Annotated in this window: 26 protein-coding genes; 11 read left to right on the top strand and 15 right to left on the bottom strand. The window is 57.6% G+C overall.

All coding sequences use genetic code 11. The features are described 5' to 3' along the window. The first annotated feature begins 162 nt into the window (after positions 1-162). The gene (gene asnS, locus PK28_RS02735; RefSeq protein ID WP_044511148.1) at positions 163-1,569 is read left to right on the top strand and encodes an asparagine--tRNA ligase; all 1,407 of its coding nucleotides are present in this window, start codon (positions 163-165) and stop codon (positions 1,567-1,569) included. 96 nt (positions 1,570-1,665) lie between these two features. Here the strand turns inward: asnS and PK28_RS02740 are convergent, their stop codons facing one another. Beyond that, on the bottom strand, positions 1,666-1,914 hold the full coding sequence (locus PK28_RS02740; protein WP_044511150.1) for a hypothetical protein: 249 nt from the start codon (positions 1,912-1,914) through the stop codon (positions 1,666-1,668). Positions 1,915-1,994: 80 nt separating this feature from the next. After that, a complete protein-coding gene (locus PK28_RS02745; RefSeq protein ID WP_048825483.1) occupies positions 1,995-2,480 on the bottom strand; it encodes a hypothetical protein in 486 nt (161 codons plus the stop codon). 266 nt (positions 2,481-2,746) lie between these two features. Here PK28_RS02745 and uvrA point away from each other — a divergent pair, with 266 nt between their 5' ends. Then, entirely contained in the window at positions 2,747-5,791 is a 3,045-nt protein-coding gene (gene uvrA / locus PK28_RS02750) for an excinuclease ABC subunit UvrA (protein ID WP_231576205.1), read from the top strand. A gap of 57 nt (positions 5,792-5,848) precedes the next feature. On the opposite strand, the gene PK28_RS02755 is transcribed toward uvrA, so the two are convergent. From PK28_RS02755 to PK28_RS02765, 3 genes are read right to left on the bottom strand one after another with little or no spacing between them, the layout of a single operon-like run. Next, the gene (locus PK28_RS02755) at positions 5,849-6,448 is read right to left on the bottom strand and encodes a DUF4142 domain-containing protein (protein ID WP_044511152.1); all 600 of its coding nucleotides are present in this window, start codon (positions 6,446-6,448) and stop codon (positions 5,849-5,851) included. Between the two features lie 39 nt (positions 6,449-6,487). Continuing rightward, on the bottom strand, positions 6,488-6,727 hold the full coding sequence (locus PK28_RS02760) for a hypothetical protein (RefSeq protein ID WP_044511154.1): 240 nt from the start codon (positions 6,725-6,727) through the stop codon (positions 6,488-6,490). A 49-nt stretch (positions 6,728-6,776) separates the two neighbouring features. Next, positions 6,777-7,391 carry a DUF4142 domain-containing protein gene (locus PK28_RS02765; RefSeq protein ID WP_044511156.1) on the bottom strand — a complete coding sequence of 205 codons (615 nt, stop codon included), beginning with the start codon at positions 7,389-7,391 and terminating at the stop codon, positions 6,777-6,779. Positions 7,392-7,550: 159 nt separating this feature from the next. On the opposite strand from PK28_RS02765, the gene PK28_RS02770 reads away from it, so the two are divergent. Beyond that, positions 7,551-8,396, top strand: a complete 846-nt coding sequence (locus tag PK28_RS02770; protein WP_044511158.1) for a hypothetical protein — start codon at positions 7,551-7,553, stop codon at positions 8,394-8,396. 74 nt (positions 8,397-8,470) lie between these two features. Here PK28_RS02770 and PK28_RS02775 read toward each other — a convergent pair whose 3' ends face one another. Further along, positions 8,471-9,271, bottom strand: a complete 801-nt coding sequence (locus PK28_RS02775; protein ID WP_044511160.1) for an enoyl-CoA hydratase-related protein — start codon at positions 9,269-9,271, stop codon at positions 8,471-8,473. A gap of 70 nt (positions 9,272-9,341) precedes the next feature. After that, complete coding sequence (locus tag PK28_RS02780) at positions 9,342-10,040, bottom strand: 2-C-methyl-D-erythritol 4-phosphate cytidylyltransferase (RefSeq protein ID WP_044511162.1); 699 nt, start codon at positions 10,038-10,040, stop codon at positions 9,342-9,344. A 155-nt stretch (positions 10,041-10,195) separates the two neighbouring features. Between PK28_RS02780 and PK28_RS19675 the strand changes: the two genes are divergently transcribed. After that, a complete protein-coding gene (locus tag PK28_RS19675; protein ID WP_065814128.1) occupies positions 10,196-10,543 on the top strand; it encodes a hypothetical protein in 348 nt (115 codons plus the stop codon). Positions 10,544-10,616: 73 nt separating this feature from the next. On the opposite strand, the gene queA is transcribed toward PK28_RS19675, so the two are convergent. After that, positions 10,617-11,666 (bottom strand): tRNA preQ1(34) S-adenosylmethionine ribosyltransferase-isomerase QueA, encoded by a 1,050-nt coding sequence (gene queA / locus PK28_RS02790; protein WP_044511165.1) that lies wholly within the window; start codon positions 11,664-11,666, stop codon positions 10,617-10,619. Positions 11,667-11,807: 141 nt separating this feature from the next. On the opposite strand from queA, the gene PK28_RS02795 reads away from it, so the two are divergent. From PK28_RS02795 to PK28_RS02805, 3 genes are all read left to right on the top strand, one after another. Then, entirely contained in the window at positions 11,808-13,067 is a 1,260-nt protein-coding gene (locus tag PK28_RS02795; protein ID WP_044511167.1) for an ABC transporter permease, read from the top strand. Positions 13,068-13,239: 172 nt separating this feature from the next. Continuing rightward, complete coding sequence (locus tag PK28_RS02800; protein ID WP_082016922.1) at positions 13,240-14,103, top strand: LOG family protein; 864 nt, start codon at positions 13,240-13,242, stop codon at positions 14,101-14,103. Positions 14,104-14,194: 91 nt separating this feature from the next. Next, positions 14,195-15,382 (top strand): lycopene cyclase family protein, encoded by a 1,188-nt coding sequence (locus PK28_RS02805; protein WP_044511169.1) that lies wholly within the window; start codon positions 14,195-14,197, stop codon positions 15,380-15,382. Positions 15,383-15,546: 164 nt separating this feature from the next. Here the strand turns inward: PK28_RS02805 and PK28_RS02810 are convergent, their stop codons facing one another. The 3 genes from PK28_RS02810 to PK28_RS02820 all read right to left on the bottom strand — a co-directional run bounded on the left by PK28_RS02810 (position 15,547) and on the right by PK28_RS02820 (position 18,046). Then, positions 15,547-16,317, bottom strand: a complete 771-nt coding sequence (locus PK28_RS02810; RefSeq protein ID WP_231576206.1) for an ABC transporter ATP-binding protein — start codon at positions 16,315-16,317, stop codon at positions 15,547-15,549. A 49-nt stretch (positions 16,318-16,366) separates the two neighbouring features. Continuing rightward, complete coding sequence (locus PK28_RS02815) at positions 16,367-16,588, bottom strand: DUF2795 domain-containing protein (protein ID WP_019948259.1); 222 nt, start codon at positions 16,586-16,588, stop codon at positions 16,367-16,369. Positions 16,589-16,726: 138 nt separating this feature from the next. Then, on the bottom strand, positions 16,727-18,046 hold the full coding sequence (locus PK28_RS02820; RefSeq protein WP_044511178.1) for a DUF349 domain-containing protein: 1,320 nt from the start codon (positions 18,044-18,046) through the stop codon (positions 16,727-16,729). 143 nt (positions 18,047-18,189) lie between these two features. Between PK28_RS02820 and PK28_RS02825 the strand changes: the two genes are divergently transcribed. From PK28_RS02825 to PK28_RS02835, 3 genes are all read left to right on the top strand, one after another. Next, the gene (locus tag PK28_RS02825) at positions 18,190-18,384 is read left to right on the top strand and encodes a hypothetical protein (RefSeq protein WP_044511180.1); all 195 of its coding nucleotides are present in this window, start codon (positions 18,190-18,192) and stop codon (positions 18,382-18,384) included. Between the two features lie 12 nt (positions 18,385-18,396). Then, positions 18,397-20,061, top strand: a complete 1,665-nt coding sequence (ettA, locus tag PK28_RS02830) for an energy-dependent translational throttle protein EttA (RefSeq protein WP_044511182.1) — start codon at positions 18,397-18,399, stop codon at positions 20,059-20,061. A 223-nt stretch (positions 20,062-20,284) separates the two neighbouring features. Continuing rightward, positions 20,285-21,385 carry a PAS domain-containing sensor histidine kinase gene (locus tag PK28_RS02835; protein WP_048825485.1) on the top strand — a complete coding sequence of 367 codons (1,101 nt, stop codon included), beginning with the start codon at positions 20,285-20,287 and terminating at the stop codon, positions 21,383-21,385. Between the two features lie 30 nt (positions 21,386-21,415). Here the strand turns inward: PK28_RS02835 and PK28_RS02840 are convergent, their stop codons facing one another. Next, entirely contained in the window at positions 21,416-21,943 is a 528-nt protein-coding gene (locus PK28_RS02840; protein WP_044511184.1) for an inorganic diphosphatase, read from the bottom strand. A 216-nt stretch (positions 21,944-22,159) separates the two neighbouring features. On the opposite strand from PK28_RS02840, the gene PK28_RS02845 reads away from it, so the two are divergent. Continuing rightward, a complete protein-coding gene (locus tag PK28_RS02845; protein ID WP_048825487.1) occupies positions 22,160-22,567 on the top strand; it encodes a hypothetical protein in 408 nt (135 codons plus the stop codon). A gap of 1 nt (position 22,568) precedes the next feature. On the opposite strand, the gene PK28_RS02850 is transcribed toward PK28_RS02845, so the two are convergent. The 3 genes from PK28_RS02850 to PK28_RS02860 form a co-directional block, all read right to left on the bottom strand. Next, a complete protein-coding gene (locus tag PK28_RS02850) occupies positions 22,569-22,859 on the bottom strand; it encodes a hypothetical protein (protein ID WP_044511186.1) in 291 nt (96 codons plus the stop codon). 75 nt (positions 22,860-22,934) lie between these two features. Then, positions 22,935-23,144: a hypothetical protein gene (locus tag PK28_RS02855; protein ID WP_044511189.1), complete on the bottom strand. Its 210-nt coding sequence runs from the start codon at positions 23,142-23,144 to the stop codon at positions 22,935-22,937. A gap of 216 nt (positions 23,145-23,360) precedes the next feature. Continuing rightward, entirely contained in the window at positions 23,361-23,654 is a 294-nt protein-coding gene (locus PK28_RS02860) for a hypothetical protein (protein WP_044511191.1), read from the bottom strand. Between the last annotated feature and the right edge of the window lie 85 nt (positions 23,655-23,739).

The following is a 23,739-nucleotide window of genomic DNA, read 5'->3' on the forward strand; positions in this document are numbered from 1 at the left end:
AGTTAAAGTAAAAAAGTTTGGCCTGCCAGCGGCGCCGCTGCCTTTATACGGTGGCGGGCGGCCCGCCCGGTAAGCCGTAGGCATAATTTCACTTCCGGCCGCTTTTCAAAACCGCTACCTTTGCCCCCTTATCGTTATCAACTCCGAACCAAAAAAGTCCCGATGTCCGACCTCCGAAGAAGCAGCGTGCAGGAATTGCTCCGTAGCGAAGAGCTGGAACGCGAAGTGCTGGTACGCGGCTGGGTGCGCACCCGCCGTGGCAACAAATACGTGCAGTTCATTGCCATAAACGACGGCTCCGGCTTTAATTCGATTCAGGTAGTAGCCAATGCCGAGCAGTTTCCGGAGGAAAAGCTAAAGGCCGATGGTGTAGAGAACGGCGCCGCCGTACAGGTGCGCGGTCGGCTGGTAGCTTCGCAGGGCAAAGGGCAGACGGTTGAAATTCAGGCCACGGACATTTCGGTGTATGGCAAAGCCGATACCGAGACGTACCCCTTGCAGAAGAAAGGCCACTCGCTGGAATTCCTGCGCGAAATTGCTCACCTGCGCCCCCGCACTAACACGTTTGGGGCCGTGCTGCGCATTCGGCACGCCATGGCGTTTGCGGTGCACCAGTACTTCAACAACCACGGCTTCTTTTACGTGCACACGCCCATCATCACGGGTTCCGATGCCGAAGGCGCCGGCCAAATGTTCCGGGTAACCACCCTGCCCGACCAGAACCCGCCCCTCACGGAGGATAAAGCTGGCGTAGACTACAAGCAGGACTTCTTCGGCAAGCAAACCAACCTCACGGTTTCGGGCCAGTTGGAAGGCGAAATTGCAGCCCTGGCCCTGGGCAAGGTGTACACCTTCGGCCCCACGTTCCGGGCCGAAAACTCCAACACCGCCCGCCACCTGGCCGAGTTCTGGATGATTGAGCCCGAAGTGGCCTTCAACGACCTGCAGGACAACATGGACCTGGCTGAGGACTTCCTCCGCTACCTGGTGCGCTACGCCCTCGATAACTGCCAGGACGACCTCAAGTTTCTCAACGAGCAGTACGACAAGGAGCTACTCACGCGGCTGCAGTTTGTGGTGGACAATGAGTTCCAGCGCCTGAACTATACCGAGGCAGTAGAAATCCTGAAGTCGGCCAAGCAGAAGTTTGAATTTCCCGTGGATTGGGGCACCGACCTGCAGAGCGAGCATGAGCGCTACCTGGTAGAGAAGCACTTCAAGAAGCCGGTTATCCTGACCAACTACCCCAAGGATATCAAGGCGTTCTACATGAAGCTCAACGAGGACGGCAAAACCGTGCGCGCCATGGACGTGCTCTTCCCCGGCATCGGTGAAATCATTGGCGGCTCGGAGCGGGAGGAAAGCCTGGAGAAGCTGACTAAGCGCATGGCCGAAATGAACGTGCCCGAGCATGACCTGTGGTGGTATCTGGAGCTGCGTAAATACGGCACCGCACCGCACTCAGGCTTCGGCCTGGGCTTCGAGCGCCTCATCCTGTTCGTGACCGGCATGGCCAACATCCGTGACGTGATTCCCTTTCCCCGCTTCCCGAAGAGCGCGGAGTTTTAAGACTACGGTTTTAGTCGAAATCCAGGACAATTACACAGCAACGGCCACCTCAGTAGAGGTGGCCGTTGTGGTTTTCAGTTTGGGCTGATGCAGGCCTTAACAATAGTCCCGTAGCTCTTTGTCGTCCACGGCCAGCAGGTTATCCAGGCGCACTTCGAAGCCGTCTTCCAGGCGCAGGTACTCCACTTTGTCGCGCAGAAACAGGTCCGTAATCACGCCGCTGTAGGTGCTGGGTGGGGTGTCGGGCTCGGTGCGGTACACTAAAGTGCAGCGCTGGCGGGAAGTGGCCAGGGCCTCCAGCTCGTCATAGAACGAGCAGTTAATGGGTTGATAGTCGGTAGCCATAGCAGGCTGTACGCAAAAGCCCCGCCTCCGGTATTGGAGACGGGGCTTAATTTATTTGCCGGAAATGCGGCGCAGGCCGCTTAGTGCTTGCCCTTGCCGTGGCCTTTTCCATGGCCCGGACCTTGGCCTGGGTGTCCACCCCGGTCATCTACCACAATCACCCGGCCGGGGGCAGAGTAGTAGCTACCACGCATTTTCTTAGCCTGGCCGGGAGGCATGCCGTGGGGATGGGGCTTTTTATACTTCACGCGGTGTTCCCGGATGAGTACCCAGGGCTGTGAGCCGCGGTAATCCAGTACTACCGGGTGAAAGTTGGCGGTATTGTAACCGCGCAGACTCTGCAGGCGCGTCCAGCGGCCGTCGCGCATAACAATGTAGCGCCTGTCTTGCAGGTCATAGTAGCCGTCGTACTCTGGTACATAGTAGTAGCGCGTGCCCGCTGGTGCAGCAGGGCCCCAGGAAGGTGGGTTGATGTTGATATTCACCTGCGCCTGGGTAGGAGCTGCTGCGCCCAGCAGGAATAGCGCGAAAAAGCCGGAAAGCGCAATTTTCGGGAAGAACTTCATAGGAAAAGCAAGTTGAGATGAACAGTCAAAGTTCAATGAGGCAAGAACAACGCCAAATCTGGATAGTGTACGCATCCCATAAAAAGAACACCGGATTTGCGGGCACAATCCGGTTGAGTTTGTTGTTAGAGCCTCTCTGTACTGTTGGCAACGTCTGACAGCCTTCTAACCCAGGAGGCGCTAAAGTCCTTGGGAAATAAGCTATTCACACTAGCCGCCGGGGTTCGTTTTACGTACCTTTGCAGACTTATCCGCTTCGCTGTTGCATGGCCAAAAAATCATCCGTATCCGCTTCTTCCACCACCTCCCGCAAAGGACGCGCTTCTCAACCCGCTGCTCCTGCCACAGCAGTAGCCGTAGCCGATAACTCCGAACAGCATACTGCTGCCGTGCAGGCGGTGCCGCTGGCAGAGCAGGTCAGCGAAGCCGTGGTGGCCGCCCATGCCGCTGCCCGCCCCCTGGCCGCCGATATAGAGTCGCCGTTTATTGACGTATATGGGGCGCGGGAGCACAACCTAAAGAACGTTACTGTCAAAATTCCGCGCGGTAAGCTGGTGGTGTTCACCGGTATTTCCGGCTCGGGCAAGTCATCGTTGGCGTTTGATACGATTTACGCCGAAGGCCAGCGTCGCTACATGGAGACGTTTTCGGCCTATGCCCGCTCCTTTATGGGCGGCCTGGAGCGGCCCGATGTGGACAAGATTGAGGGCCTGTCGCCGGTTATCAGCATCGAGCAGAAAACCACCTCGCGCAACCCCCGCTCCACGGTAGGCACCATCACGGAGATTTACGACTTCCTGCGCCTGTTCTACGCCCGCACGGCCGAGGCCTTCAGCTACGCCACGGGCAAAAAGATGATCCGGCAGTCAGACGACCAGATCATCAACTACATTCTCAAGCACTTTGATGGCAGCAAGCTGGTGGTGCTGGCGCCGGTAGTAAAAGGCCGCAAAGGCCACTACCGCGAGCTGTTCCAGCAGATTGCCAAGCTGGGCTTCACCAAAGTGCGCGTAGATGGCGAGTTGCTCGACATCACGGCCAAGATGCAGGTGGACCGCTACAAAATCCACGACATCGAAATTGTGATTGACCGGCTGGCGGTGAAGGAGGAAGACCGGTTCCGCCTCTCGGGCTCGGTGCAGAATGCGCTAACCCACGGCAAAGGCACTATGCTGGTGCTGGACCCCGACTCCGGGAAGACCCAGTTCTTCTCGCGCTTTCTGATGGACCCCACCACCGGCATTGCCTACGACGACCCCGCCCCGAATACCTTTTCCTTCAACTCGCCCTACGGCGCCTGCCCCGTGTGCAACGGCCTGGGCGAGGTGCAGGAAATCACCCGCGAGTCGGTGATGCCGGATACCAAGCTCAGCATCAGCCGCGGCGGTATTGCGCCGCTGGGGGAGTACCGCGACATCTGGATTTTCCAGCAGCTGGGCCTGATTCTCAAAAAGCACAAAGCCAGCCTGAGCACCTCCATCGAAAAGCTGCCGGCCGAGCTGGTGGACCGGCTGCTGCACGGCATTCCGGAAGATGAAGACGCCGACCCCAAAAAAGCGGGCTACACGGAGCCATTTGAAGGCATTATTCCCTTCCTGCGCCGGCAAATGGATTCCGAGTCGGACAACATCCGGGAGTGGATTCAGCAGTACACTCAGGCAAAAGAGTGCCCCGAGTGCCACGGCTACCGCCTGAAAAAGGAGAGCCTGCACTTCAAAATTGCCGACCACCACATTGGCGAGCTGTCGGTGATGGACATTAAGCAGTTGGCTGAGTGGTTTGAGGACCTGGAAAAGCGCCTCACCGACCGCCAGAACCTGATTGCTCGCGAACTGCTGAAGGAAATCCGCAAGCGCATCGGCTTTTTGCTGGAAGTGGGCCTGGATTACTTGGACCTGCACCGCTCCGTGCGCACGCTCTCGGGCGGCGAGTCGCAGCGCATTCGCCTGGCTACGCAAATCGGCACCCAGCTGGTGGGCGTGCTCTACATTATGGACGAGCCCAGCATTGGCCTGCACCAGCGCGACAACGAGCGCCTCATCAAAGCCCTGCAGCACCTGCGGGACCTGGGCAACTCCGTGATTGTGGTGGAGCACGACAAGGATATGATTATGCACGCCGACCATGTGCTGGACATTGGTCCGGGCGCGGGCATTCACGGCGGGCATATTGTGGCCGAAGGCACTCCGAAGGAAATCTTCTCCAGTGGCTCGCTCACCTCCCAATACCTCAGCGGCCAGAAGCACATTGAGCTGCGCAAAACCAAGCGCGCCGGCGACGGCGGCGAACTGGTGCTGAAAGGCGCCAAAGGCCACAACCTGAAAAACGTAACAGCGAAATTCCCACTAGGTAAGTTCATTGCTGTAACGGGGGTTTCGGGCTCCGGCAAGTCCTCCTTGATTCATGATACCCTATACCCCATTCTCAACCAGCATTTCTTTAATGCCAAGCGCGAGCCGCTGGCTTACGGCAGCATTGAAGGCCTGGATTTGATTGATAAGGTGATTGAAGTGGACCAGTCGCCGATTGGGCGCACGCCGCGCTCCAATCCGGCTACCTACACGGGTGTGTTCACCGAAATCCGCCAGCTGTATTCCTCGCTGCCGGAAGCCAAAATCCGGGGCTATGGGCCGGGGCGCTTCTCCTTCAACGTGAAGGGCGGACGCTGCGAAACCTGCGAGGGGGCCGGTATGCGCACCATCGAAATGAATTTCCTGCCCGATGTGCACGTGCCCTGCGAAACCTGCAAAGGCCGCCGCTACAACCGTGAAACGCTGGAAGTGCGCTTTAAAGGTAAGTCCATTACCGATGTGCTGGACATGACGGTGGAAAAGGCCGTGGAGTTCTTTGAGTTTCAGCCCCGCATCCTGCGCAAAATCAAAACTCTGAATGAAGTAGGCCTCGGCTACCTCACGCTGGGCCAGCAGGCCACCACGCTTTCCGGTGGCGAAGCGCAGCGCGTGAAGCTGGCCACGGAGCTCAGCAAAAAGGACACCGGCAAAACGTTCTATATCCTGGACGAGCCCACCACCGGCCTGCACTTCGAGGACATCAACCACCTGGCCGTGGTGCTGCAGAAGCTGGCCGACAAGGGTAACACCGTGCTCATCATCGAGCACAACCTGGACCTCATTAAAGTGGCCGACCACGTTATTGACATCGGGCCGGAAGGCGGTGCGGGCGGCGGCACTATTGTGGCGCAGGGTACGCCGGAGCAAGTGGCCAAGAGCAAGAAGGGCTACACGGCCCGCTTCCTGGCCGAGGAGCTGAAAACCAGTAAATACGCCGAGGAAGAAGCCCCGGCCGCCTAATAAAAAAGCCTCTGTAATAAGTACAGAGGCTTTTTTTATTATACAACGTGCAGGCAGCTATTTCCGATCTTTCACGGCCGCCAGCATTTTCTGGGCTTGTTCCAGGTGGCCCTGCAGCACGGGTGTGGTTTTTTTGGCAAATGCCTTAATATCAGGATCCATTGCTTTTTCGGATGCCTCAATGAACTCCTTCACGTCTTCCTCATGGTCCTGCACCATTTCCCGCAGGTACTCCTTGTCCATGTTGATGCCCGTTTTCCCGGTTACGTCTTTATACACTTCCTGATGGTCTTCGCCCATGGTGGCGGGCAGCATAATGTTCTTCCTGGCAGCCAGCGCCTTCAGCTCGGTATTGGCTTTGGTGTGGTCGGTCACCATCATGTTGGCAAACTGCTTGGCCTCGGAGGTGGTGGCTTTGGCTGCTACGGCTTTGCCCAGCTCTACCTCCATCATGCCGCCGCTGGCCGCTTTGGTCATAAACTCGGAATCGAAATCTTTTTTTTCCTCCATTTGGCCGGTGCCGGCAGAAGCTGTCGCGCTGTCGTTCCTGGCTTCGTTTACTTCTTGGGCGTTTTCCACGGCGTCCTGCTTGGAGTTGCAGCCACTGCCTGCCAGCAGCAGAGTGGCGCAAAGCACGCCATATAGGGAAGTTTTCATGGGTAGTAATATTAAAGGTTAAAGAATAAGAATAGCCAACTAGCGGGTGGCTGCTGTATCCATAGCAGCGGCCATCGAGTCGGCATCAGCGGTTACGGTGGGGCCAGCATTGTTATCAATAACGGTGGCATCCGCCTGCACACCCCCTTCATCGGCTGCTTTGTCCATGTCACTCACCACTTCGCCGGCGGTGCCATCGGTGCGCTTATCGGTATTGCAGCCGGTACTCAGCGTGAGGACCACCAGCAGGGGCAGGTATGCAAAAAAAGCCTTTTTCATACACAGGAGGGTGTTTTAAAAGTCGGAAAAGGAAAAGAAGCAGGGAGGGTTATTTCAGATCTTCAGTCTGATCTTCGAGGTCTTTCAGTTGCGTGAGGTGCTGCTGAATAATGGGCAGGTAATTGGCCGCAAAGCCGCGGATGTCGCCGTCGTAGGCGTCCTCGCGCATGTCGTCAAAAGCTTCGGCCAGCTGCTTATAGCTGTCGGTAAGCTGGCCAATATATTCTCTGTCGAAGCTGCCGCCGCTGTAGCTGCCAAACTCGCGGTAGCGCTTCTGCTGGTCGGTGCCCAGGCCGGTGGGCAGCACAATGCTTTTCTGCTGCGCCAGCTCCCGCAGCGCCTGATTGAGGGTAGTGTGGTCTTTTTGCAGGGTGCCGGCCAGGGCGCGCACGGCGGGCAGCGCCGCTTTTTGCTGAGCCAGCTGGCTAAGCTGTACGGTGAGCTGGCTGGCCACGGCGGTGTTCACCATAAACTCGGCGTCGCGCTCCTGTTTTTTGGTGACGTCTTCACTGCTGATGCGGCGCTCATTTTCGAATTTGGCTTGGGCTACGGGGTCTTTCTGGCTGGCATCGGGCGAGCAGGCCGCCGTTTGCAGAAGCAGCGCGGCGGGGAGGAGTACCCGGCCAAGAAACGGCCACGGAAGGAGGGAAGGGCGTTGAGACATAGCCCTCTATACGAACCTGCGCACCCCGTGTTCTTTCGAAAGAGAAATCGAAAGACTGAAAAGTGCAAAATGAAAAATTTCGACTTAGATTAAACCTTTTGAATATTCCGTTTTCTAAGCCGCAAAACCTTTTCTTCCACCAATAAAACTTTCCATAACATGTACGCCTCCACCGTTCGTTCCGTGTGCTTTTCGGCCCTGGCCGCCGCCTGCCTGCTCCTGGCGGGCTGTAACAAAGAAAGTGATGAGCTGAGCCCCGACCGCACGGCCTCCGCTGAGGATTACGCTACGGTAGAAGAGGAAAATGTGACCATGAGCGACCTGACGGCCGCCGCGGAGCCCGCCGACTTAACCACCTCCGGCAGCCCAGCCGTAGCCCCCGACGACCTGCGCCTGATTCTGCCCGACTGCGCCACCCGCACCTACGACGCCGCTACCCACACCCTTACCTTGGATTTTGGCCCCACCAACTGCCTCGATGCCCGCGGCGTAGCCCGGCGCGGAAAAATTGTGGTCGTGTTTCAGGGCGAGCGGCGGCAGCCCGGTGCCTCCGCCACCATTTCCCTGGTTGACTACTATGTGAACGACCGGCACCATACCGGCACGCGTATCATCACTACCCTGGAAAACGGCTCCTACAGCCTGCTGGTGCAGGATGCCAGCGTCACCACGCCCCGTGGCACGGCCTCCTGGAACTCCGAGCGCACCTATACCCGCACCGCCGGCTTTGGCACCCGCACCGTGTTCGATGATGAATACAAAGTAACCGGGAAAGCAGCCGGCGTAAACCGCCAGGGCGTGGCTTATACCGCCCAGATTGAGCAGCCGCTGGTGAAAGTATTGCGCCGGGGCTGCGCCCGGCATTTTGTGGCCGGCACTATCACCATCACCAACTACAAGAACCGAAGCCTGCTGCTCAACTACGACCCCACCGGCACTCAGGCCTGCGACAATATTGCCTCCGTCACCATCGATGGCAAAACCCGCCTGATCAACCTCCGCTAAGCATCCATTATAGCGTAAAAAGGCCCGACGCATTCCTGCGCCGGGCCTTTTTTATAGGCAAACCACGTGGCTGCTTACTCGCCTTTGAAAATGGGCTTGCGCTTTTCGGCGAAGGCCTGCACGCCTTCCTGGTAATCGGCCGATTCGCCGGCAATCTGCTGGCAGTGGGCTTCGTAGTCCAGCATGTCATCCAGGGTAGCCGCCCCGGCTTTGTTCAGCATCTGTTTAATCAGGCCAATGGCTTTGGTAGGAGCCGCGGCGTAGCGGGCGGCCAGCGAGTAGGTGGCCTCGTCCAGCTGCTCGGGCGCTACTACCTGGTTTACCAGGCCCAGGCGCAGGGCTTCCTCCGCGGGTACTTTGCTGCCCAGCGTACACAGCTCAAAAGCCTTCAGCGTGCCCACCAGCCGGGGCAGAAACCAGGAGGAGCCCGAATCAGGCACCAGACCGATATTGATGAATACCTCAATCAGCGAGGCATCCGTGGAAGCCACAATGGCGTCACAGGCCAGCGCCAGGGAGCAGCCCGCGCCGGCCGCCACCCCGTTCAGGCGGCAGATAATGGGCTTGGGCAGCGCCCGCATGGCCCGGATAATGGGGTTGTAGCGCTTGTGCAGGGAGTCGTAGAACGAGCGTTTCTCCCCGTTGCTGGCACCCTTCAGATCCTGCCCTGAGCAGAAGGCCCGGCCGGCACCCGTTAAAACAACCACGCGCACCCGCGCATCCCGGGTTACCTGCTTGAGCGCATCCTGCAGCTCATAGCTCTGCGGGTCGTTGAAGGCATTGAATACGTCGGGGCGGTTGAGGGTGATGGTGGCTACGCCGTCGGGGCGTACCTCGTAGAGCAGGCAGGTATAAGTAGGCTGGGGGGCTTCCATGGATGAAGAGCGGTTGAGAAGGAATGGGCTGGCAAAGTAACCGGATCAGCGGAAATATTGCGCCTGGAGGTCAGGCAGCGGGGTGTCTGGCGGCGCGCAGGAAGGTTTCCGCTACCAGCAGGTCTTCCGGGGTGGTAATCTTCAGGTTGCGGTAGTCGCCTTCCACCAGCCGGATGGGGTGCAGATCTTCCACCACGCTGGCATCATCCGTGAAGGTGGGTAGCTCGGGCAGCTGGTAAGCGCGCTGCAGCAGCTGGAGCTCAAAGCATTGCGGGGTTTGTACCAGGCGCAACCGGGAGCGGTCCAGGGCATAGGAGCCATTCTGGGATAAGCCGCGCACGGAGTCTTTGGGTACCACGGCCGCCACGGCGGCCCCGTGTTCTTCCGCGGCTGCATAGGTGTTATGAATGACGGCAAACGACGTGAGCGGCCGCACGCCATCATGCACCGCCACCACTCCCTCCGTGGCGCTGGCGGCCAACTCGGCCAGGCCCCGGCGTACGGATGCCCAGCGCGAGGCTCCGCCGGCTACTACGGTATGCGGAATCTGTACGCCATGTTCATCACAGAGAAGCTGCCAGGCGGCAAAGGCATCGGTAGGAAGCACCAGCACAATGCGCTGCACCTGCAGAGCGGGGTCGGCGAAGCGGCGCAGGGTATGCAGCAGCACCGGCTCGCCCAGCAGGCTTAGAAACTGCTTGGGGCGGTCGGCGCCCATGCGCGTGCCGCTGCCGCCGGCAACGATAATAGCAAAGCGGGGAAGAGGCATAAAAAGCTAAAAAAAAGACGTTGGCTGGTACCAGCCGCGGCCCGGGCCACGCCCAAAAATAGCGTATATTCGGTAAGGCCACCTGCCCCGGCGCGCTGCCTGACTATGGGCCGGTTTTCGGGCCTGATCTGCCTCCGCTTTTATCCTGCTATGCTATGACTACTCCCGCCAGCCCCTCCGCTTCCTCTTCTCAGGTCCTTCCTGCTTCCACGTCCTGTGCCGAAGTTATTCCGCCCCAGACTATCAGCGCGCTGGCCATTGGCGCCCGGGCCACCGGGGTAGAGGCCATTGGGGCCCGCAGTATGGGCGCTCTGGCCCTGGGCGCCATGGCGTTTGGGGCTGTAGCCATTGGGGCGCTGGCTATTGGCCGGCTGGCGGTACGTCGCCTGTCGGTGCGCGCATCCCGGCTGGGGCACGTGGAAGTAGAGCATCTAACCATTAAGCGCCTGCAGGTGGGTGAGCTGCTGGTAACCGGGCAAGTTAGTATGCCATCGGGCCGCTGAGCTATTAGCTGCTTTAAACAAAAAGCCCGGCTGCGTGGGCAACCGGGCTTTCAGTATTAGTCCAATTAAGAGACTACAGAATCAGCATGGCGTCGCCGTAGCTGAAGAACTTGTATTTCTCTTTGATAGCCGTTTGATACGCCTCAATGAGCAGGTCGTAGCCGGCAAAGGCGGCGGCCAGCATCATCAGCGTGCTTTCCGGAGTATGGAAGTTGGTTAGCAGGCAGTTGGCAATTTTAAAATCGTACGGAGGGAAGATAAACTTGTCCGTCCAACCCTCCGTCGCCTTCAGGCGGGAATTGGCCGATACCGACGACTCCATAGCCCGCATAGAGGTGGTGCCCACGGCACACACCCGCTTTTTGCGGTCCAGGGCGCGGTTTACGATGGCCGCCGTTTCGGAGGGAACTACAAAGTTCTCCGAGTCCATTTTATGCTTGGTCAGGTCTTCCACATCCACGGCCCGGAACGTGCCCAGACCTACGTGCATGGTAACCGCCGCTACCTCTACGCCTTTAATTTCCAGGCGCTTCATTACCTCGCGGGTGAAGTGCAGACCGGCCGAGGGCGCGGCCACGGCACCCGTGTGCTTGGCGTAAATGGTCTGGTAACGCTCTTTATCGGCTGGCTCGGCCTCGCGGGTGATGGACTCCCGGGGGAGGGGCGTTTCGCCTAAATCGTGCAGGGCTTTGTAAAACTCCTCGTCGGTACCATCAAACAGGAACTTGATGGTGCGGCCGCGCGAGGTGGTGTTGTCAATAACTTCCGCCACCATGTCCGACTCGCCGAAGTAGAGCTTGTTGCCCACCCGGATTTTACGGGCCGGGTCTACCAGCACATCCCACAGGTGAATTTCCTTGTTCAGCTCACGCAGCAGGAATACTTCAATCTTGGCGCCGGTCTTTTCCTTGTTGCCGTAGAGACGAGCCGGAAACACTTTCGTGTCATTGACCACAAATACGTCGCCTTCGTCGAAGTATTCAATGATGTCTTTGAACACCCGGTGCTCAATTTTGCCACTATCACGGTGCAAAACCATCAGCCGAGATTCGTCACGCGTTTTGGCGGGGTGCTGTGCTACCAGATTTTCGGGCAGGTCAAATTTGAACTCGGATAGTTTCATGGGCCAGAAAGGGCAATAGTAGGGGAACCTAACGAAAAATTTGAGGGCACGAAAGTACGTACAATGGCTGGATTAATTGTTACTTTCCGGCCGAAATCTGGTAATTGCCCGTATTGGGCTCCGCCCTCAACCTCGCTCCCTATGAAAGCCCTGCGTCTGACTCTTGAGAGCTTCCGGTTTGCATGGCAGGCATTGAAGTCAAACCTGTTGCGCACCATTTTGTCCTTGCTGGGCGTCACGGTGGGCATCTTCGCCATTATTGCCGTGTTTGCCGTGGTGGATTCCCTGGAGGCCAACGTGCGCCAGAGCATGAGCTTTGTGGGCGACAAGGTGATTTACGTGGCCAAGTGGCCCTGGGCTTTCGGCGGAAATTACCCCTGGTGGAAATACTTCAACCGGCCGGTGCCTACGGTGCGCGAATACCGCCTGCTGGAAGAAACCCTCAGCAGCAACAATAAAGGGGTGGCCATCTTCGCCGCCACTGGCGGCAACACGCTCAAAGCCGGCAATAACAGCCTCGCAGACTGTGCCCTGCAGGGCGTGAGCTATGCCTATCGGGTGGTATCGGATGTGCCGATTACAGAAGGGCGCTATTTCACGGCTCAGGAAATTGAGGCGGCGCGCCCGGTCGCCATCATTGGCTATGATATTGCTACCGGCTTGTTTCCCGGCCGCTCGGCCGTGGGGCAGGAGTTTAAGGCCAAGGGCCTGCGGTTTGTGGTGATTGGGGTGATGCAGAAAGAAGGCAAAAAGCTGCTGGATACCCCCAGCAACGATACGAATTGCCTGATTCCTTTCGGGGCCTTCAGCAAAATGTTTGCCCTGAGTACGGGCGGCATGAGTGGCGTAACGCCCACCATTGCCGTGAAAGGCACGGATACCGATACCGGGCTGCTGGACCTGGAGGCCGAGCTGCAGGGAACCATGCGCAACATCCGAGGCCTGAAGCCCAAGGAGGAAGACAACTTTGCCCTGAACCGCCCCGAAATGCTGGCCAACGCCATTACCTCCCTCTTTTCCGTTATTGGCATTGCCGGGGCCGTTATCGGCTCCTTTGCCATTCTGGTGGGCGGTTTTGGCATTGCCAACATCATGTTTGTATCGGTAAAAGAGCGCACCAATATCATCGGTATTCAAAAGTCGCTGGGGGCCAAAAACTACTTTATCCTGTTTCAGTTTCTGTTTGAAGCCGTTTTCCTGTGCCTGATTGGCGGCGCCGCCGGCATTCTGCTGGTGTGGCTGATTACCCTGATTCCGCAGGATGCTATGCCGCTGTTTCTCTCGGCCGGCAACATTACCCTGGGCCTCACCATATCCGTGGTAATTGGCATGCTGGCCGGTATTGTTCCGGCGGTGCTGGCTGCCAATCTGGACCCCGTGCTGGCCATCCGGGCCAAGTAGCCCCGCTGGTAACGAAAAGGTAACGGCAGTAGGCCGGATGGTGACAAATCGTTAAATTGCGGGTCCGTACTTTGGGTCGCCCTGCTTTGCGCAGGGCGTCTTTTTTTTGCCAAACCCACCCTTTATATTCCCCAACGGCCCGTTTTAAGGCCGTTTTTTACGCCGAGCGAGCATGACGAAACTTAAGAAAACCAGCAAGACCAAACTCTCCGACGAAGCCCTGAATGCCGGCAGCGGACAAACCATCAGCCAGCCTAACATCAACGATAATAAGGTAACCAGCATCAGCGAGCTGCGCGAGCAAACGCACGGTGCCCGTACCGTACAACTCGACGACGAGCAGCGCATCCGTAAAGCCTTCGTCGACAAAGACTGGAACGAAATTAAGATTGCCGACTCTTGGCAGATCTTCAAGGTGATGGCCGAGTTCGTGGAGGGCTTCGAGAAGATGACCAAAATCGGCCCGTGCGTATCTATCTTCGGCTCGGCGCGCACCAAGCCCGATAACCCTTACTATCAGATGGCCGAGGAAATTGCGGCCAAGCTGGTGCGCCACGGCTACGGCGTTATCACGGGTGGTGGCCCCGGCATTATGGAAGCCGGCAACAAAGGCGCCCGCTCCGAGGGTGGCCGCTCCGTGGGCCTCAACATTGAGCTGCCCTTCGAGCAGTTCCACAACATCTACATCGACCCCGATAAGGTTATCAACTTCGATTACTTCTTCGTGCGCAAGGTGATGTTTGTGAAGTACGCGCAGGGCTTTATTGGCATGCCCGGCGGCTTTGGCACCCTGGACGAGCTGTTTGAAGCCATTACTCTCATCCAAACCAAGAAAATTGGCCGCTTCCCCATTGTTTTGGTGGGTTCGGCTTACTGGAATGGCTTGTTTAAGTGGATTGAGGACGTGATGCTGCACGAGGAAAGCAACATCTCCGCCGAAGACATGCACTTGGTGCAGATTGTGGACGATGCCGAATCGGCGGTGAAAATCATCGACGAATTCTACAGCCGCTACCTGCTCTCGCCAAACTTCTAACGGCCCGGGTAGCTGCCTTGCAAAAAGCCGCTTCTTCGGGAGCGGCTTTTTTCATGTATACCTTGCGGCTGTCTTACTTCTGCTAAACTCCGTGCAAGCCAAAGAATCTGCGCCATCTGCTTCCTATGATTACCTGCTGGCAGGCGGTGGCGCAGCCGGCCTGAGCCTGCTCTACCACCTGCTGCAGGAGCCCCGGCTAGCTGACAAGAGGATTCTTCTGATTGAGCCCGAGCGCAAAGACCAAAACGACCGAACCTGGTCGTTCTGGGCCGATGCCCCCACGCTTTTTGATGACGTAGTGGCCCACGAATGGGCCCAGCTGGCCTTCCGCAGCCCCGGGTTTGAGCAGGTATTCCCCTTGCAGCGGCACCGCTACAAAATGATTCGGGGGCTGGACTTCTACCGCTTCGTGAAGGCCGCCGTGGCCGCGGCCCCGCAGGTAACGTGGGTAACCGGCACAGTAGAGCGGCTGGAAGAAGCCGCAGGCGGCGTGGTAGCGCATACCAGTGCCGGCACCTTCTCCGCGCGCTACGCCTTCGATAGCCGCCCCCCACAGCTGCAAAAACGGCCCCATAAGCATCGTTACCTCCTGCAGCACTTTGTGGGCTGGGAAGTAGAAACCGAACAGGACGCCTTTGATCCGGCCACGGTGGAGTTTATGGACTTCCGCGGGGCGCAGCAGCAGGAAGCGCGGTTTATGTACGTGCTGCCCTTCAGTAAGCGCCGGGCCCTGGTAGAGTACACCCTGTTTTCAGCGAAAATACTGCCCAAAGTGCAGTATGAAGCCGAAATCAAAGCGTATCTGCACACGCTGGGCGTGGAAAAGTATCGGATAGAAGCTGAGGAAGTAGGCGCTATACCCATGACGGACCACCCGCTCCCGGCCGTGCAGAGTCCACATATCATCAACATTGGTACCCGGGGCGGCCGCGCCAAGCCCAGCACCGGCTATGCGTTTAAGCGCATTCAGCAGCAGTCGGCGCGGCTGGTGGCGGCGCTGGCCACTACCAGCCACCCTCCCCAGGACCCCACCGGCGACCAATGGCAGTTCCGGCTCTTCGATACCCTGCTACTGGATGCCATGCAGCGCCGCGGCGAAAAAACCCGCGACATCTTCGCGCAGCTGTTTCAGCGCAACCCGGTGGAGCGCATCTTTGATTTTCTGGATGAGCGCACCACGCCCTGGCAGAACCTGCAGGTAATGAATTCGGTATCGCCGTGGCCCTTCCTGCGCTCCATCTGGCAGGTGCTGCGCGGCCAGCCGGGACAGCGGGGCTAAGTAAATCAGATAAGTAAATTATCTAAGATCTATCTGTCATCCTGAGCTTTGCGAAGGACCTTCTCACGGCTGAACGCCAAGCGTAACAACGGCTCGTGCTAGCGTGAAAAGGTCCTTCGCAAGCTCAGGATGACAAAAGATTATTGGGGAAGTTATCAGGAAGCCTATGGTCTTACTTCCAGGCTCTCTTCACTCTCCAAATAAGCCCGCTCGGTTTGCACGGCTGCTGCCGATAGGGGCAGCAACCGGGGCTGAGGGCGGGACAGATTTAGCAGATAACCGGGCAGGGCGGCAAGGTTATCCAGATCGTGGGTGATGCAAAGGATGGTTTTGCCTTCTTGCTGCACCCAGCTCGCTAGCAAGTCAAATACCCGGCGGCGGTAGTACACGTCCAGCTGTTGGGTGGGCTCATCCAAGAGGTACAGGCCGGCATCCTGCAGGCTGAGCTGGGCTAACCACACCAGCTGCTGCTCGCCGCCGCTGAGCTGGGTAAAGTCGCGGGGCAGGAGGTGGGCGGCGCCTACGCGGGCCAGGGCCTGCTCGGCCAGGGCGTAGTCGGTGGGGGAGTAGCTGCTCAGGAAGCGGTGGTGACGGTAGCGGCCCATGACCACTAGCTCGCGCACCGCAATAGGAAACGAAACGGAGCTGCGCTGGGGCAGGTGGGCCAGTAAGCCTTCTGCCGCCGGCCGGCGAATGGTGCGCAGGTCGTGGCCAGCTACGTGTACGGTGCCCTCGTAGGGTATTTGCCCCGTCAGGGCCCGGAACAAGGTGGTTTTGCCGCAGCCGTTGTGCCCGATGATGGCTACGAAGGCGGGCTCAGGCACATACAAAAAAAGGTTGCGGAGTAGCACGCGCTGTGCATACCCCGCAACCAGATTTTCCACGCGCAGCGTGGCAGATGGTGTGTTGTTGTGGATGAGTGGTTGGTTGTTCAACAAAGCAAAGCCAGTCGGCAGGTGTTCGTCAAACCCTCACCCGCAGCAATTAATACTCGTCTTCGTTGAACATGAAGTCTTCCTTGGTCGGGTAGTCCGGCCAAACTTCTTCAATGTTCTCGTAAGGCTGACCATCGTCTTCCAGAGCCTGCAGGTTTTCTACAACCTCCATCGGAGCGCCCGAGCGGATAGAATAGTCAATCAATTCGTCCTTGGTGGCGGGCCAGGGGGCATCTTCCAGATACGAAGCCAATTCCAGCGTCCAGTACATAGTCGTGTGTTGCTACAGAAAAAAGGTTGGCAAAAGTAGGTGTTCGTCAGTTAAAAACTAACTACTGCTCAGGAAATAACCCAATAACAGCGGTAGATTACTCAACGAGCACAACGTAAAATAGTGTGCAAGGTTGAACTACGCAACCAAACGCTGGCGCAGAAGTTCAATTAGCTCATTCTTGGTGCGAATTTTTCGCTCAAACGTGCGGATTTTTCCCTGCAGCATGGTGCGGAACGCTTCGTTGCCGGGCGTGTCGCTGAGCTTGCCCAGGTTTTCTTCCAGCACTTCCTGTTCCTGGCGGTCGTACTTAATAAAGTCGCGCAGGGCCTGTACGCGCACATTGTATTGCTCTTCGGGCGTGCTGCTGGTATCCAGGCCGTTGGCCTGGCGCTTGCGCACAAAGTGCTCCAGGGCACTCAGCTCAAATACTTTGTCGCAGGCGGCCAGAAACTGCTCCCATACCCTATCCGATTCTTCGCCGCGCACGGGGCCCACCTTTTTCCAGGCGGCCTGCAGCTCTTTGGCGCGGGCTACGGCCTCGCCCATGGGGCGCTCCAGCAAGGCCACGGCTTCCCCTACCAAGGCCCGCTTACGGTTCAGGTTTTCATCGGCGCTGCTGCCGTTGCCGCCCGTAGTGGCCTCAGGGCGTTTGGTGTTAATATGCTCCTTCAGGCGCTCAAAGAAGTGATTGTGCGCCGCCCGGAAGCGCGTCCAGAGCTCATTGGCCTGCTTGCGGGGCAAGGAGCCATCTACTTCTTTCCAGTCCTGCTGCAGCTGTTTGAGCTTGCGGGTAGTTTCCTCAAACTCCGTGGAGTTCTTAAGGGCCTCCGACTTATGAATCAGCTCTTTATACTTATCGTAAACGCGGTTGGTCATGGCCTTTTTCTCGGCCTGAAACTGCTTGCGCTTGGCAAAGAAACCCTCTACGGCATCATGAAAGCGGGCGTCCAGTTCCTCAATAAGCTGTTTCTCCACGGGGCCGGTCTTAATCCAGGCCTGGCGTAGCTCCTTGATGGTGTCGGCGGCGCCCTGCCAGTCTACGGTATCGTGCAGCGCCTCTACTTCCTTAATCAGATTGATCTTGGTGGAGAGGTTTTTCTCGCGGTTGCGGGCTACCAGTACCTTGATGTTCTCCTCAGCATCGGTCAGGCGGCGGTGCAGGCTCTCAAAGTCGCCCAGGCCGTCGTAAGAGGCTACCTGCTCTTTCAGGTGCAGGGCTTTCATCAGGAAGGAGCCTTTATTCTCGGCCTCCTCCATTTTGTGGAGCAGGTCGTCTACTTTGGTGCGGAAGGCTTCGAAACGTTGGGCGAAGTACGCCAAAGACGCCTCCTCCGATTCTTTTACCTGTCCTACCTGCCGGGCGGGCAGGTTCATGAACGGGTGCAGCCACACCTGGTCGCCCTGGATGTAGCCATAACGGCGGGCTTCGGCCAGCAGGTGGTCAGTTGGTTCCATACTTAGAATAGCGAGAGCGGCAATAGATGGCCGAACGGGGGTAGGTTAAACAAATTATTACAAGTGTACGGCTTGCGGCGCAATTTCGGTATACCCGGGGCTGCTGGTACAGTCATGGGAAAGCCGCCTTGCGCTGCCTACCTTTGGCAGTAAGAAAGCCCGTTTGGCCGCATCTGCTGCCGCTGGCCACTTCTTCCGGCTACGGTTACCTGACCAACTCGGTTATTCTCAGCTGCTCAACTACGGTAGCTAAGCTGGGGCGGCGGGTGTACCTTCGCCAGGGCTTGCGCCGCCCGGAGGCGGTAACTGAGCACCTACATAATGCCACGATTTTTTAATTCTTTCTCTGCATGAGCGACCAGACCATCATATTTTCCATGGCCGGCGTGAGTAAAATCTACCCGCCGCAGAAACAGGTTCTTAAAAATATTTACCTCTCGTTTTTCTACGGAGCCAAAATCGGCGTACTCGGTCTGAACGGCTCGGGTAAGTCCTCGCTGCTCAAAATTATTGCCGGCGTCGATAAGCAGATTCAGGGCGAAGTAGTCTGGTCGCCGGGCTATTCGGTGGGCTATCTGGAGCAGGAGCCCCAGCTCGATGCCAGCAAAACCGTACTGGAAGTAGTGCAGGAAGGCGCTGCCGAAACGGTGGCTCTGCTGAAGGAGTTCGACGAAATCAACGAAGCCTTTGGGGCCGAAGACGCGGACTTTGACAAGCTGCTGGAGCGCCAGGGCGCCGTGCAGGAGCGCCTGGATCACCTGGACGCCTGGAACCTGGACAGCCGGCTGGAGCGTGCTATGGATGCCCTGCGCACCCCGGAGCCCGAGGCCATCATCGGCAACCTTTCCGGGGGCGAGAAGCGCCGCGTGGCCCTGTGCCGCCTGCTGCTGCAAGAACCCGATGTGCTGCTGCTGGACGAACCCACCAACCACCTGGACGCCGAGTCGGTGCTGTGGCTGGAGCAGCACCTGCAGCAATACAAAGGCACCGTTATAGCCGTCACCCACGACCGCTACTTCCTGGATAACGTGGCCGGCTGGATTCTGGAGCTGGACCGCGGCGAAGGTATTCCGTGGAAAGGCAACTACTCTTCCTGGCTGGAGCAGAAGTCTAACCGCTTAGCCCAGGAAGAGAAAACCGAGAGCAAGCGCCAGAAAACGCTGCAGCGCGAGCTGGAGTGGGTGCGCATGGCCCCCAAGGCCCGCCAGGCCAAAAGCAAGGCCCGCCTGGCTGGCTACGATAAAATGGTGAACGAAGACTCCCGTGAGAAAGAGCAGAAGCTGGAGCTCTTCATCCCGGACGGACCACGCCTGGGTTCGCAGGTGATTGAGGCCCACAACATCACCAAAGCCTTCGGCGACAAGCTCCTGTTCGAAAACCTCTCGTTCAACCTGCCCCAGGGCGGTATTGTGGGCATCATTGGGCCCAACGGCGCGGGTAAAACCACCCTGTTCCGCCTCATCACGCACCAGATAGAGCCCGATTCCGGCACCTTTGTGGTAGGCCCCACGGTGCAAACCGCCTACGTAGACCAGCAGCACGATACCCTGGACCCCAACAAAACGGTGTTCGAAACCATTTCCGGCGGCACCGAAACCATGCTGCTGGCCGGCCGCCCCGTGAATGCCCGCGCCTACGTGAGCAACTTCAACTTCCGCGGCGGCGACCAGGAAAAGAAAGTGGGCATGCTCTCTGGTGGCGAGCGGAACCGCGTGCACCTGGCCACTACCCTTAAGCAAGGCGCCAACCTGCTGCTGCTCGACGAACCCACCAACGACCTGGACGTGAATGCCATCCGGGCCTTGGAAGACGCGCTGGAAAACTTCGCCGGCTGTGCCGTTATTATCAGCCACGACCGGTGGTTCCTCGACCGCCTAGCTACGCATATTCTTGCTTTCGAAGGCGACTCGCAGGTGGTATGGTTTGAAGGCAACTTCTCTGACTACGAGGAAGCCAAGAAGAAACGCCTGGGCGATGTAGAGCCCAAGCGTGTGCGCTATAAGAAACTCACGTAAGATAGAATAACGCTAAAAACCGGCCCCATGCCCTCTCTAGCAGGTGTGTGGGGCCGGTTTTGTGTTTTCGGGCTTCAGCAAAGGAGGCCACTATTTTACCTTGGGTCTGCCCTGTAGCGGTGGGTTTAGGCCGTTGCCGAACCTGGCAGCCAAGCCCTTGGCTAACCGCCCGCAACGAAACCCAGAAAGAGGCGGTATAGCGGGGCAACACCTCTTTTCGCCCATGCCCCTTCCTTCCGACCTATTTGCTTCCCTGGCCGCGCACGATTCCGTGGTTTATTTCTGTTACCGGCCTTCTGATAAGCAGGTGTTATATGTGAGTGCAGCCTACGAGCGGGAACTGGGCGGCCACATCGATAAAGTAAACGAGGAGCTACCCAACTGGCTGGCCGTACTCCACCCCGACGACCGACCCTACCTGGCAGAATGCATGGGTTTTGCCGCTACCGGCCACCTGGTGGAGGATATGAACCTGCGGCTGGTGAACCCCGATGGCACCTTGCGCTGGCTGTGCATGTCGGCCATTGGCTATGTGCCCGACGGCAGTGCGGCGGCCGATGGCCTCCTGATAAGTGGCCACGTGCGCGACACCACCCGCTCACGCAATGTGCTGGAAGTAGCCCGCCGCTACCAGAGTAAGAAAAATTCCATGCTCGAAATACTCTCGCATGATCTGGCCAGCCCCTTGGTACTGGCCCAGCAAATGGCCGATTATATTGCCGAGAAAGTGGAATCACTCCACGATGCCCGCCTCAATGCTATGATTAGCGAGATGCGTACCGCCTGCCAGGAAGGCGTCACCCTAATCCGGGACTTTGTAGACCAGGAGTTTCTGGATTCCAGCAACGTAGATGTGCACCTGGAGCGCCTGGATTTGGTAGAGCGCCTAGGCATTCTGCTGGAGAACTATCAGCACCGGGAACATGCCGCGGGACATCATTTCTATTTTGAAACGTCGCACCCCAGCATCTACGCCGATGTTGACGAAAACAAGTTTATGCAGGTGATGAACAACCTGCTGGGCAATGCGCTGAAGTTTACGCCAGATGGTGGCTACCTAAGCGTAACCATTATTCAGGAGCCCGCCCATGTGCTGATTACGGTGGCGGATACAGGTATTGGCATTCCGGCGGAGCTGCAGCCCGGCCTGTTTGAGCGCTTCACGCGGGCCCGCCGGCCTGGGCTGCGGGGCGAGAAAACCACCGGGCTGGGCATGTCCATCATCAAGACTATTGTGGAGCTGCACCACGGCAATATCTGGCTGGAAAGCGCCGAAGATCAGGGAACAACCTTCTTCATTGAGTTGCCCGGTTCTAAAGCCTAGAGTGAGGCATTCCGGGCTGTCTAAAGCAAATTATTGCCGGGCCTGCGCCAACAAGGCGTGGGCCTTTTTTGCGCCCACGCGGTGCAGTACCTTTATTTCGCCGCCCTTGGCTTCGTTATAAGAGTGGAAGAAATGCTCTATTTCATGCAGCATCTCCTCGGGCAAGTCACTGATTTCGTGAATGCCTTTGTGCAGGCGGGAGGTGGCGGCCACGGCCAGCAGCCGGTCGTTGCGCTGGGTGGTGCCATCGGCCTCCTGTTGCTCTATTTCCAGGGCGCCAATTAGGCGCGCCTCTACTACACAGCCCGGAAATGTAGGAGCATCCAGCAACAGCAACACATCCAGGGGGTCGCCATCAGCGGCTTTCGTGGAGGGCACAAAACCAAAGTCATAGGGGAAGCTGTGGCCTTCCGGCAGCACGCCCTTCAGCTTAAAAGCCCCCAACTCGGGCTCAAAGGCTACTTTATTGCGGCTGCCTTTGGGAGTTTCTACTACCACATGAATGCGGGTGCGGGAGTTGGCCACGTGGGCGGGCAGCTGGTGCAAAGCAGAGAACATAGGCAGAGAGTAGGGTGGGCTGCTTCTACGACCCAAGACCAACATACTGTTATGGTTCAGGTGCGGAGCCTGCATTATATGCCGGCGCTGCCCGCGGAAATAGCCGCTTGATTCATCACTTCTTTCCATATTTTTTGCGGGGCCAAAACCAGATTAGTCTGGCCCGGCGTAGCTTTATCCTGGCCACCCGCGCGCTGCTTTCCTTGGGGCACTCCTATGCAGTTAACTCCGATTCTCGATACGCCAGGCATTTCGATTGGGCACGATGCCCAGAACCAGTGGCTGTATGTCGACTGGCGGGGAGAGCACACGCAGGAGTCTTCCCAGGCGGGCTGTATGCTGATGCTGGACAGCCTGCGGGCGTTTCCCTGTCACAAGATTCTGAACGATAATTCCAACATCACGCGCACCACGGTGCAGCTCACGTTGTGGGGAGCATGGTGGCTGGAAGAAATGGAGCGGGCCGGCCTGCAATACGTAGCCTGGGTATACCCACGCGACTTTGCCGCCCGCCAGGTGACCGAAGAAACAGTACTCAGAATTGTCCGGCCCGTGGTAGGCACCTTTGATGATGTGGCTACCGCCTATATGTGGTTGCAGCGGCAGGTACCCTTCAGCCAGTAGTCTACCACCACAGCGCAGTGCCCGGCATGAGTGCCGCGGCGGTGCTGCTTTCCAGTAGCAAGCCCACTACGGGCGCCTGCTCCGTCTGTTCGTGCGCAAACTGTACTTCCTCTACCGTTGCCGAGAGGGGCACTTGCGTCACCGCTGGCGCATCCTCTCCGATAAACACTTCCAACGCACTGTGCAGCGGTAGTTGCCGCAGCACAGCGCTGGGTTGGGCCGGCAGGACTAGCAGTCCCAGACCGGGAACATGAATGCTGCGGGCCACCCGTAGTAATATCTCAAATGCCATAAAAAAAGCCGGGGCTGCGTACCTGAGGGAATTTCCCTTGTACGCAGCCCCGGCCCGGAGGAGGATATAGTGGGCTTAGTAGCGCTGGCGGCGCATTTTGCGCAGGCGCCTGGCATTGGAGCGCAGGCGTTTCTTCTTTTCTGATTTAGAAACCCAGTTGCTGTTCCCGGCAGCTACACTCGTAGTAGAAAGAGACGAAACAGAAACAGTAGCAGCCTGGGTATTACCGGCCGATAAAACAACAATCAGCGCACCTCCCAACAGCGAGTAGAAAACAGATTTCATAGAAAAGCGGATTTTATATGAATAAAAACAGATTTTTTTGATGCGTCAAAGTAAAAACAATTTCTGGTATAATGCAAAAAAATATTTATTATGATATAAAAATTTCCATTCAGCTGGGCTAAACCCAGAAAAAAGCCCGCCTGTACCCCTGATTTTCCTTTAGGAAAGTAGGAGCGCAGGCGGGCGGGCTTATCCCCTGCAAAGGGAAGAAGGGTGCTAGCCGATCTGGCGGGGCGCCTTCTTTTTTGGCTGGTCGTTGGAGTCGTCTTCAATAGCTTCTGCTACCCGTTGCGTAAGCAGAACCGCCCCCACCGCCAGTACGGAGATGCCGATGATAAGCTGGGTAGTAGTGAACCGGTGGCTGGCTTTGCGCAGCAGCGCGCCGCCATGCTTCAATAGGTCTTCGATATGATCATTGTTGCCCGTAAATACATGGTAGGCACTTTCAAAAGTGCGGGCAATGTCTTCGGGCAGAATTTTCTCCAGGTTTTGGTCCAGCTCAGTGCTCATGGTGTTAGGAATGAAAAGAGGTAGATAATCGATATGTGGATTAGGCGTGTTGCGGAAAGCCGCGAGGCTGTGTACGGAAAACCCT

This window comes from Hymenobacter sp. DG25B, assembly GCF_000801315.1.
Classification (GTDB): domain Bacteria; phylum Bacteroidota; class Bacteroidia; order Cytophagales; family Hymenobacteraceae; genus Hymenobacter.

What these genes read in the sequence shown, in the direction of transcription:
- asnS (WP_044511148.1), top strand. Translation starts at nt 163, where the DNA reads ATGTCCGACCTCCGAAGAAGCAGCGTGCAGGAATTGCTCCGTAGCGAA.
- PK28_RS02820 (WP_044511178.1), bottom strand. Translation starts at nt 18,046, where the DNA reads ATGGAACCAACTGACCACCTGCTGGCCGAAGCCCGCCGTTATGGCTAC.
- PK28_RS02745 (WP_048825483.1), bottom strand. Translation starts at nt 2,480, where the DNA reads ATGAAGTTCTTCCCGAAAATTGCGCTTTCCGGCTTTTTCGCGCTATTC.
- PK28_RS02770 (WP_044511158.1), top strand. Translation starts at nt 7,551, where the DNA reads ATGTACGCCTCCACCGTTCGTTCCGTGTGCTTTTCGGCCCTGGCCGCC.
- PK28_RS02755 (WP_044511152.1), bottom strand. Translation starts at nt 6,448, where the DNA reads ATGAAAACTTCCCTATATGGCGTGCTTTGCGCCACTCTGCTGCTGGCA.
- PK28_RS02835 (WP_048825485.1), top strand. Translation starts at nt 20,285, where the DNA reads ATGCCCCTTCCTTCCGACCTATTTGCTTCCCTGGCCGCGCACGATTCC.
- PK28_RS02850 (WP_044511186.1), bottom strand. Translation starts at nt 22,859, where the DNA reads ATGGCATTTGAGATATTACTACGGGTGGCCCGCAGCATTCATGTTCCC.
- PK28_RS02740 (WP_044511150.1), bottom strand. Translation starts at nt 1,914, where the DNA reads ATGGCTACCGACTATCAACCCATTAACTGCTCGTTCTATGACGAGCTG.
- PK28_RS02780 (WP_044511162.1), bottom strand. Translation starts at nt 10,040, where the DNA reads ATGCCTCTTCCCCGCTTTGCTATTATCGTTGCCGGCGGCAGCGGCACG.
- uvrA (WP_231576205.1), top strand. Translation starts at nt 2,747, where the DNA reads ATGGCCAAAAAATCATCCGTATCCGCTTCTTCCACCACCTCCCGCAAA.
- PK28_RS19675 (WP_065814128.1), top strand. Translation starts at nt 10,196, where the DNA reads ATGACTACTCCCGCCAGCCCCTCCGCTTCCTCTTCTCAGGTCCTTCCT.
- PK28_RS02860 (WP_044511191.1), bottom strand. Translation starts at nt 23,654, where the DNA reads ATGAGCACTGAGCTGGACCAAAACCTGGAGAAAATTCTGCCCGAAGAC.
- PK28_RS02760 (WP_044511154.1), bottom strand. Translation starts at nt 6,727, where the DNA reads ATGAAAAAGGCTTTTTTTGCATACCTGCCCCTGCTGGTGGTCCTCACG.
- ettA (WP_044511182.1), top strand. Translation starts at nt 18,397, where the DNA reads ATGAGCGACCAGACCATCATATTTTCCATGGCCGGCGTGAGTAAAATC.
- PK28_RS02840 (WP_044511184.1), bottom strand. Translation starts at nt 21,943, where the DNA reads ATGTTCTCTGCTTTGCACCAGCTGCCCGCCCACGTGGCCAACTCCCGC.
- PK28_RS02795 (WP_044511167.1), top strand. Translation starts at nt 11,808, where the DNA reads ATGAAAGCCCTGCGTCTGACTCTTGAGAGCTTCCGGTTTGCATGGCAG.
- PK28_RS02855 (WP_044511189.1), bottom strand. Translation starts at nt 23,144, where the DNA reads ATGAAATCTGTTTTCTACTCGCTGTTGGGAGGTGCGCTGATTGTTGTT.
- PK28_RS02765 (WP_044511156.1), bottom strand. Translation starts at nt 7,391, where the DNA reads ATGTCTCAACGCCCTTCCCTCCTTCCGTGGCCGTTTCTTGGCCGGGTA.
- PK28_RS02775 (WP_044511160.1), bottom strand. Translation starts at nt 9,271, where the DNA reads ATGGAAGCCCCCCAGCCTACTTATACCTGCCTGCTCTACGAGGTACGC.
- PK28_RS02800 (WP_082016922.1), top strand. Translation starts at nt 13,240, where the DNA reads ATGACGAAACTTAAGAAAACCAGCAAGACCAAACTCTCCGACGAAGCC.
- PK28_RS02845 (WP_048825487.1), top strand. Translation starts at nt 22,160, where the DNA reads ATGCAGTTAACTCCGATTCTCGATACGCCAGGCATTTCGATTGGGCAC.
- queA (WP_044511165.1), bottom strand. Translation starts at nt 11,666, where the DNA reads ATGAAACTATCCGAGTTCAAATTTGACCTGCCCGAAAATCTGGTAGCA.
- PK28_RS02815 (WP_019948259.1), bottom strand. Translation starts at nt 16,588, where the DNA reads ATGTACTGGACGCTGGAATTGGCTTCGTATCTGGAAGATGCCCCCTGG.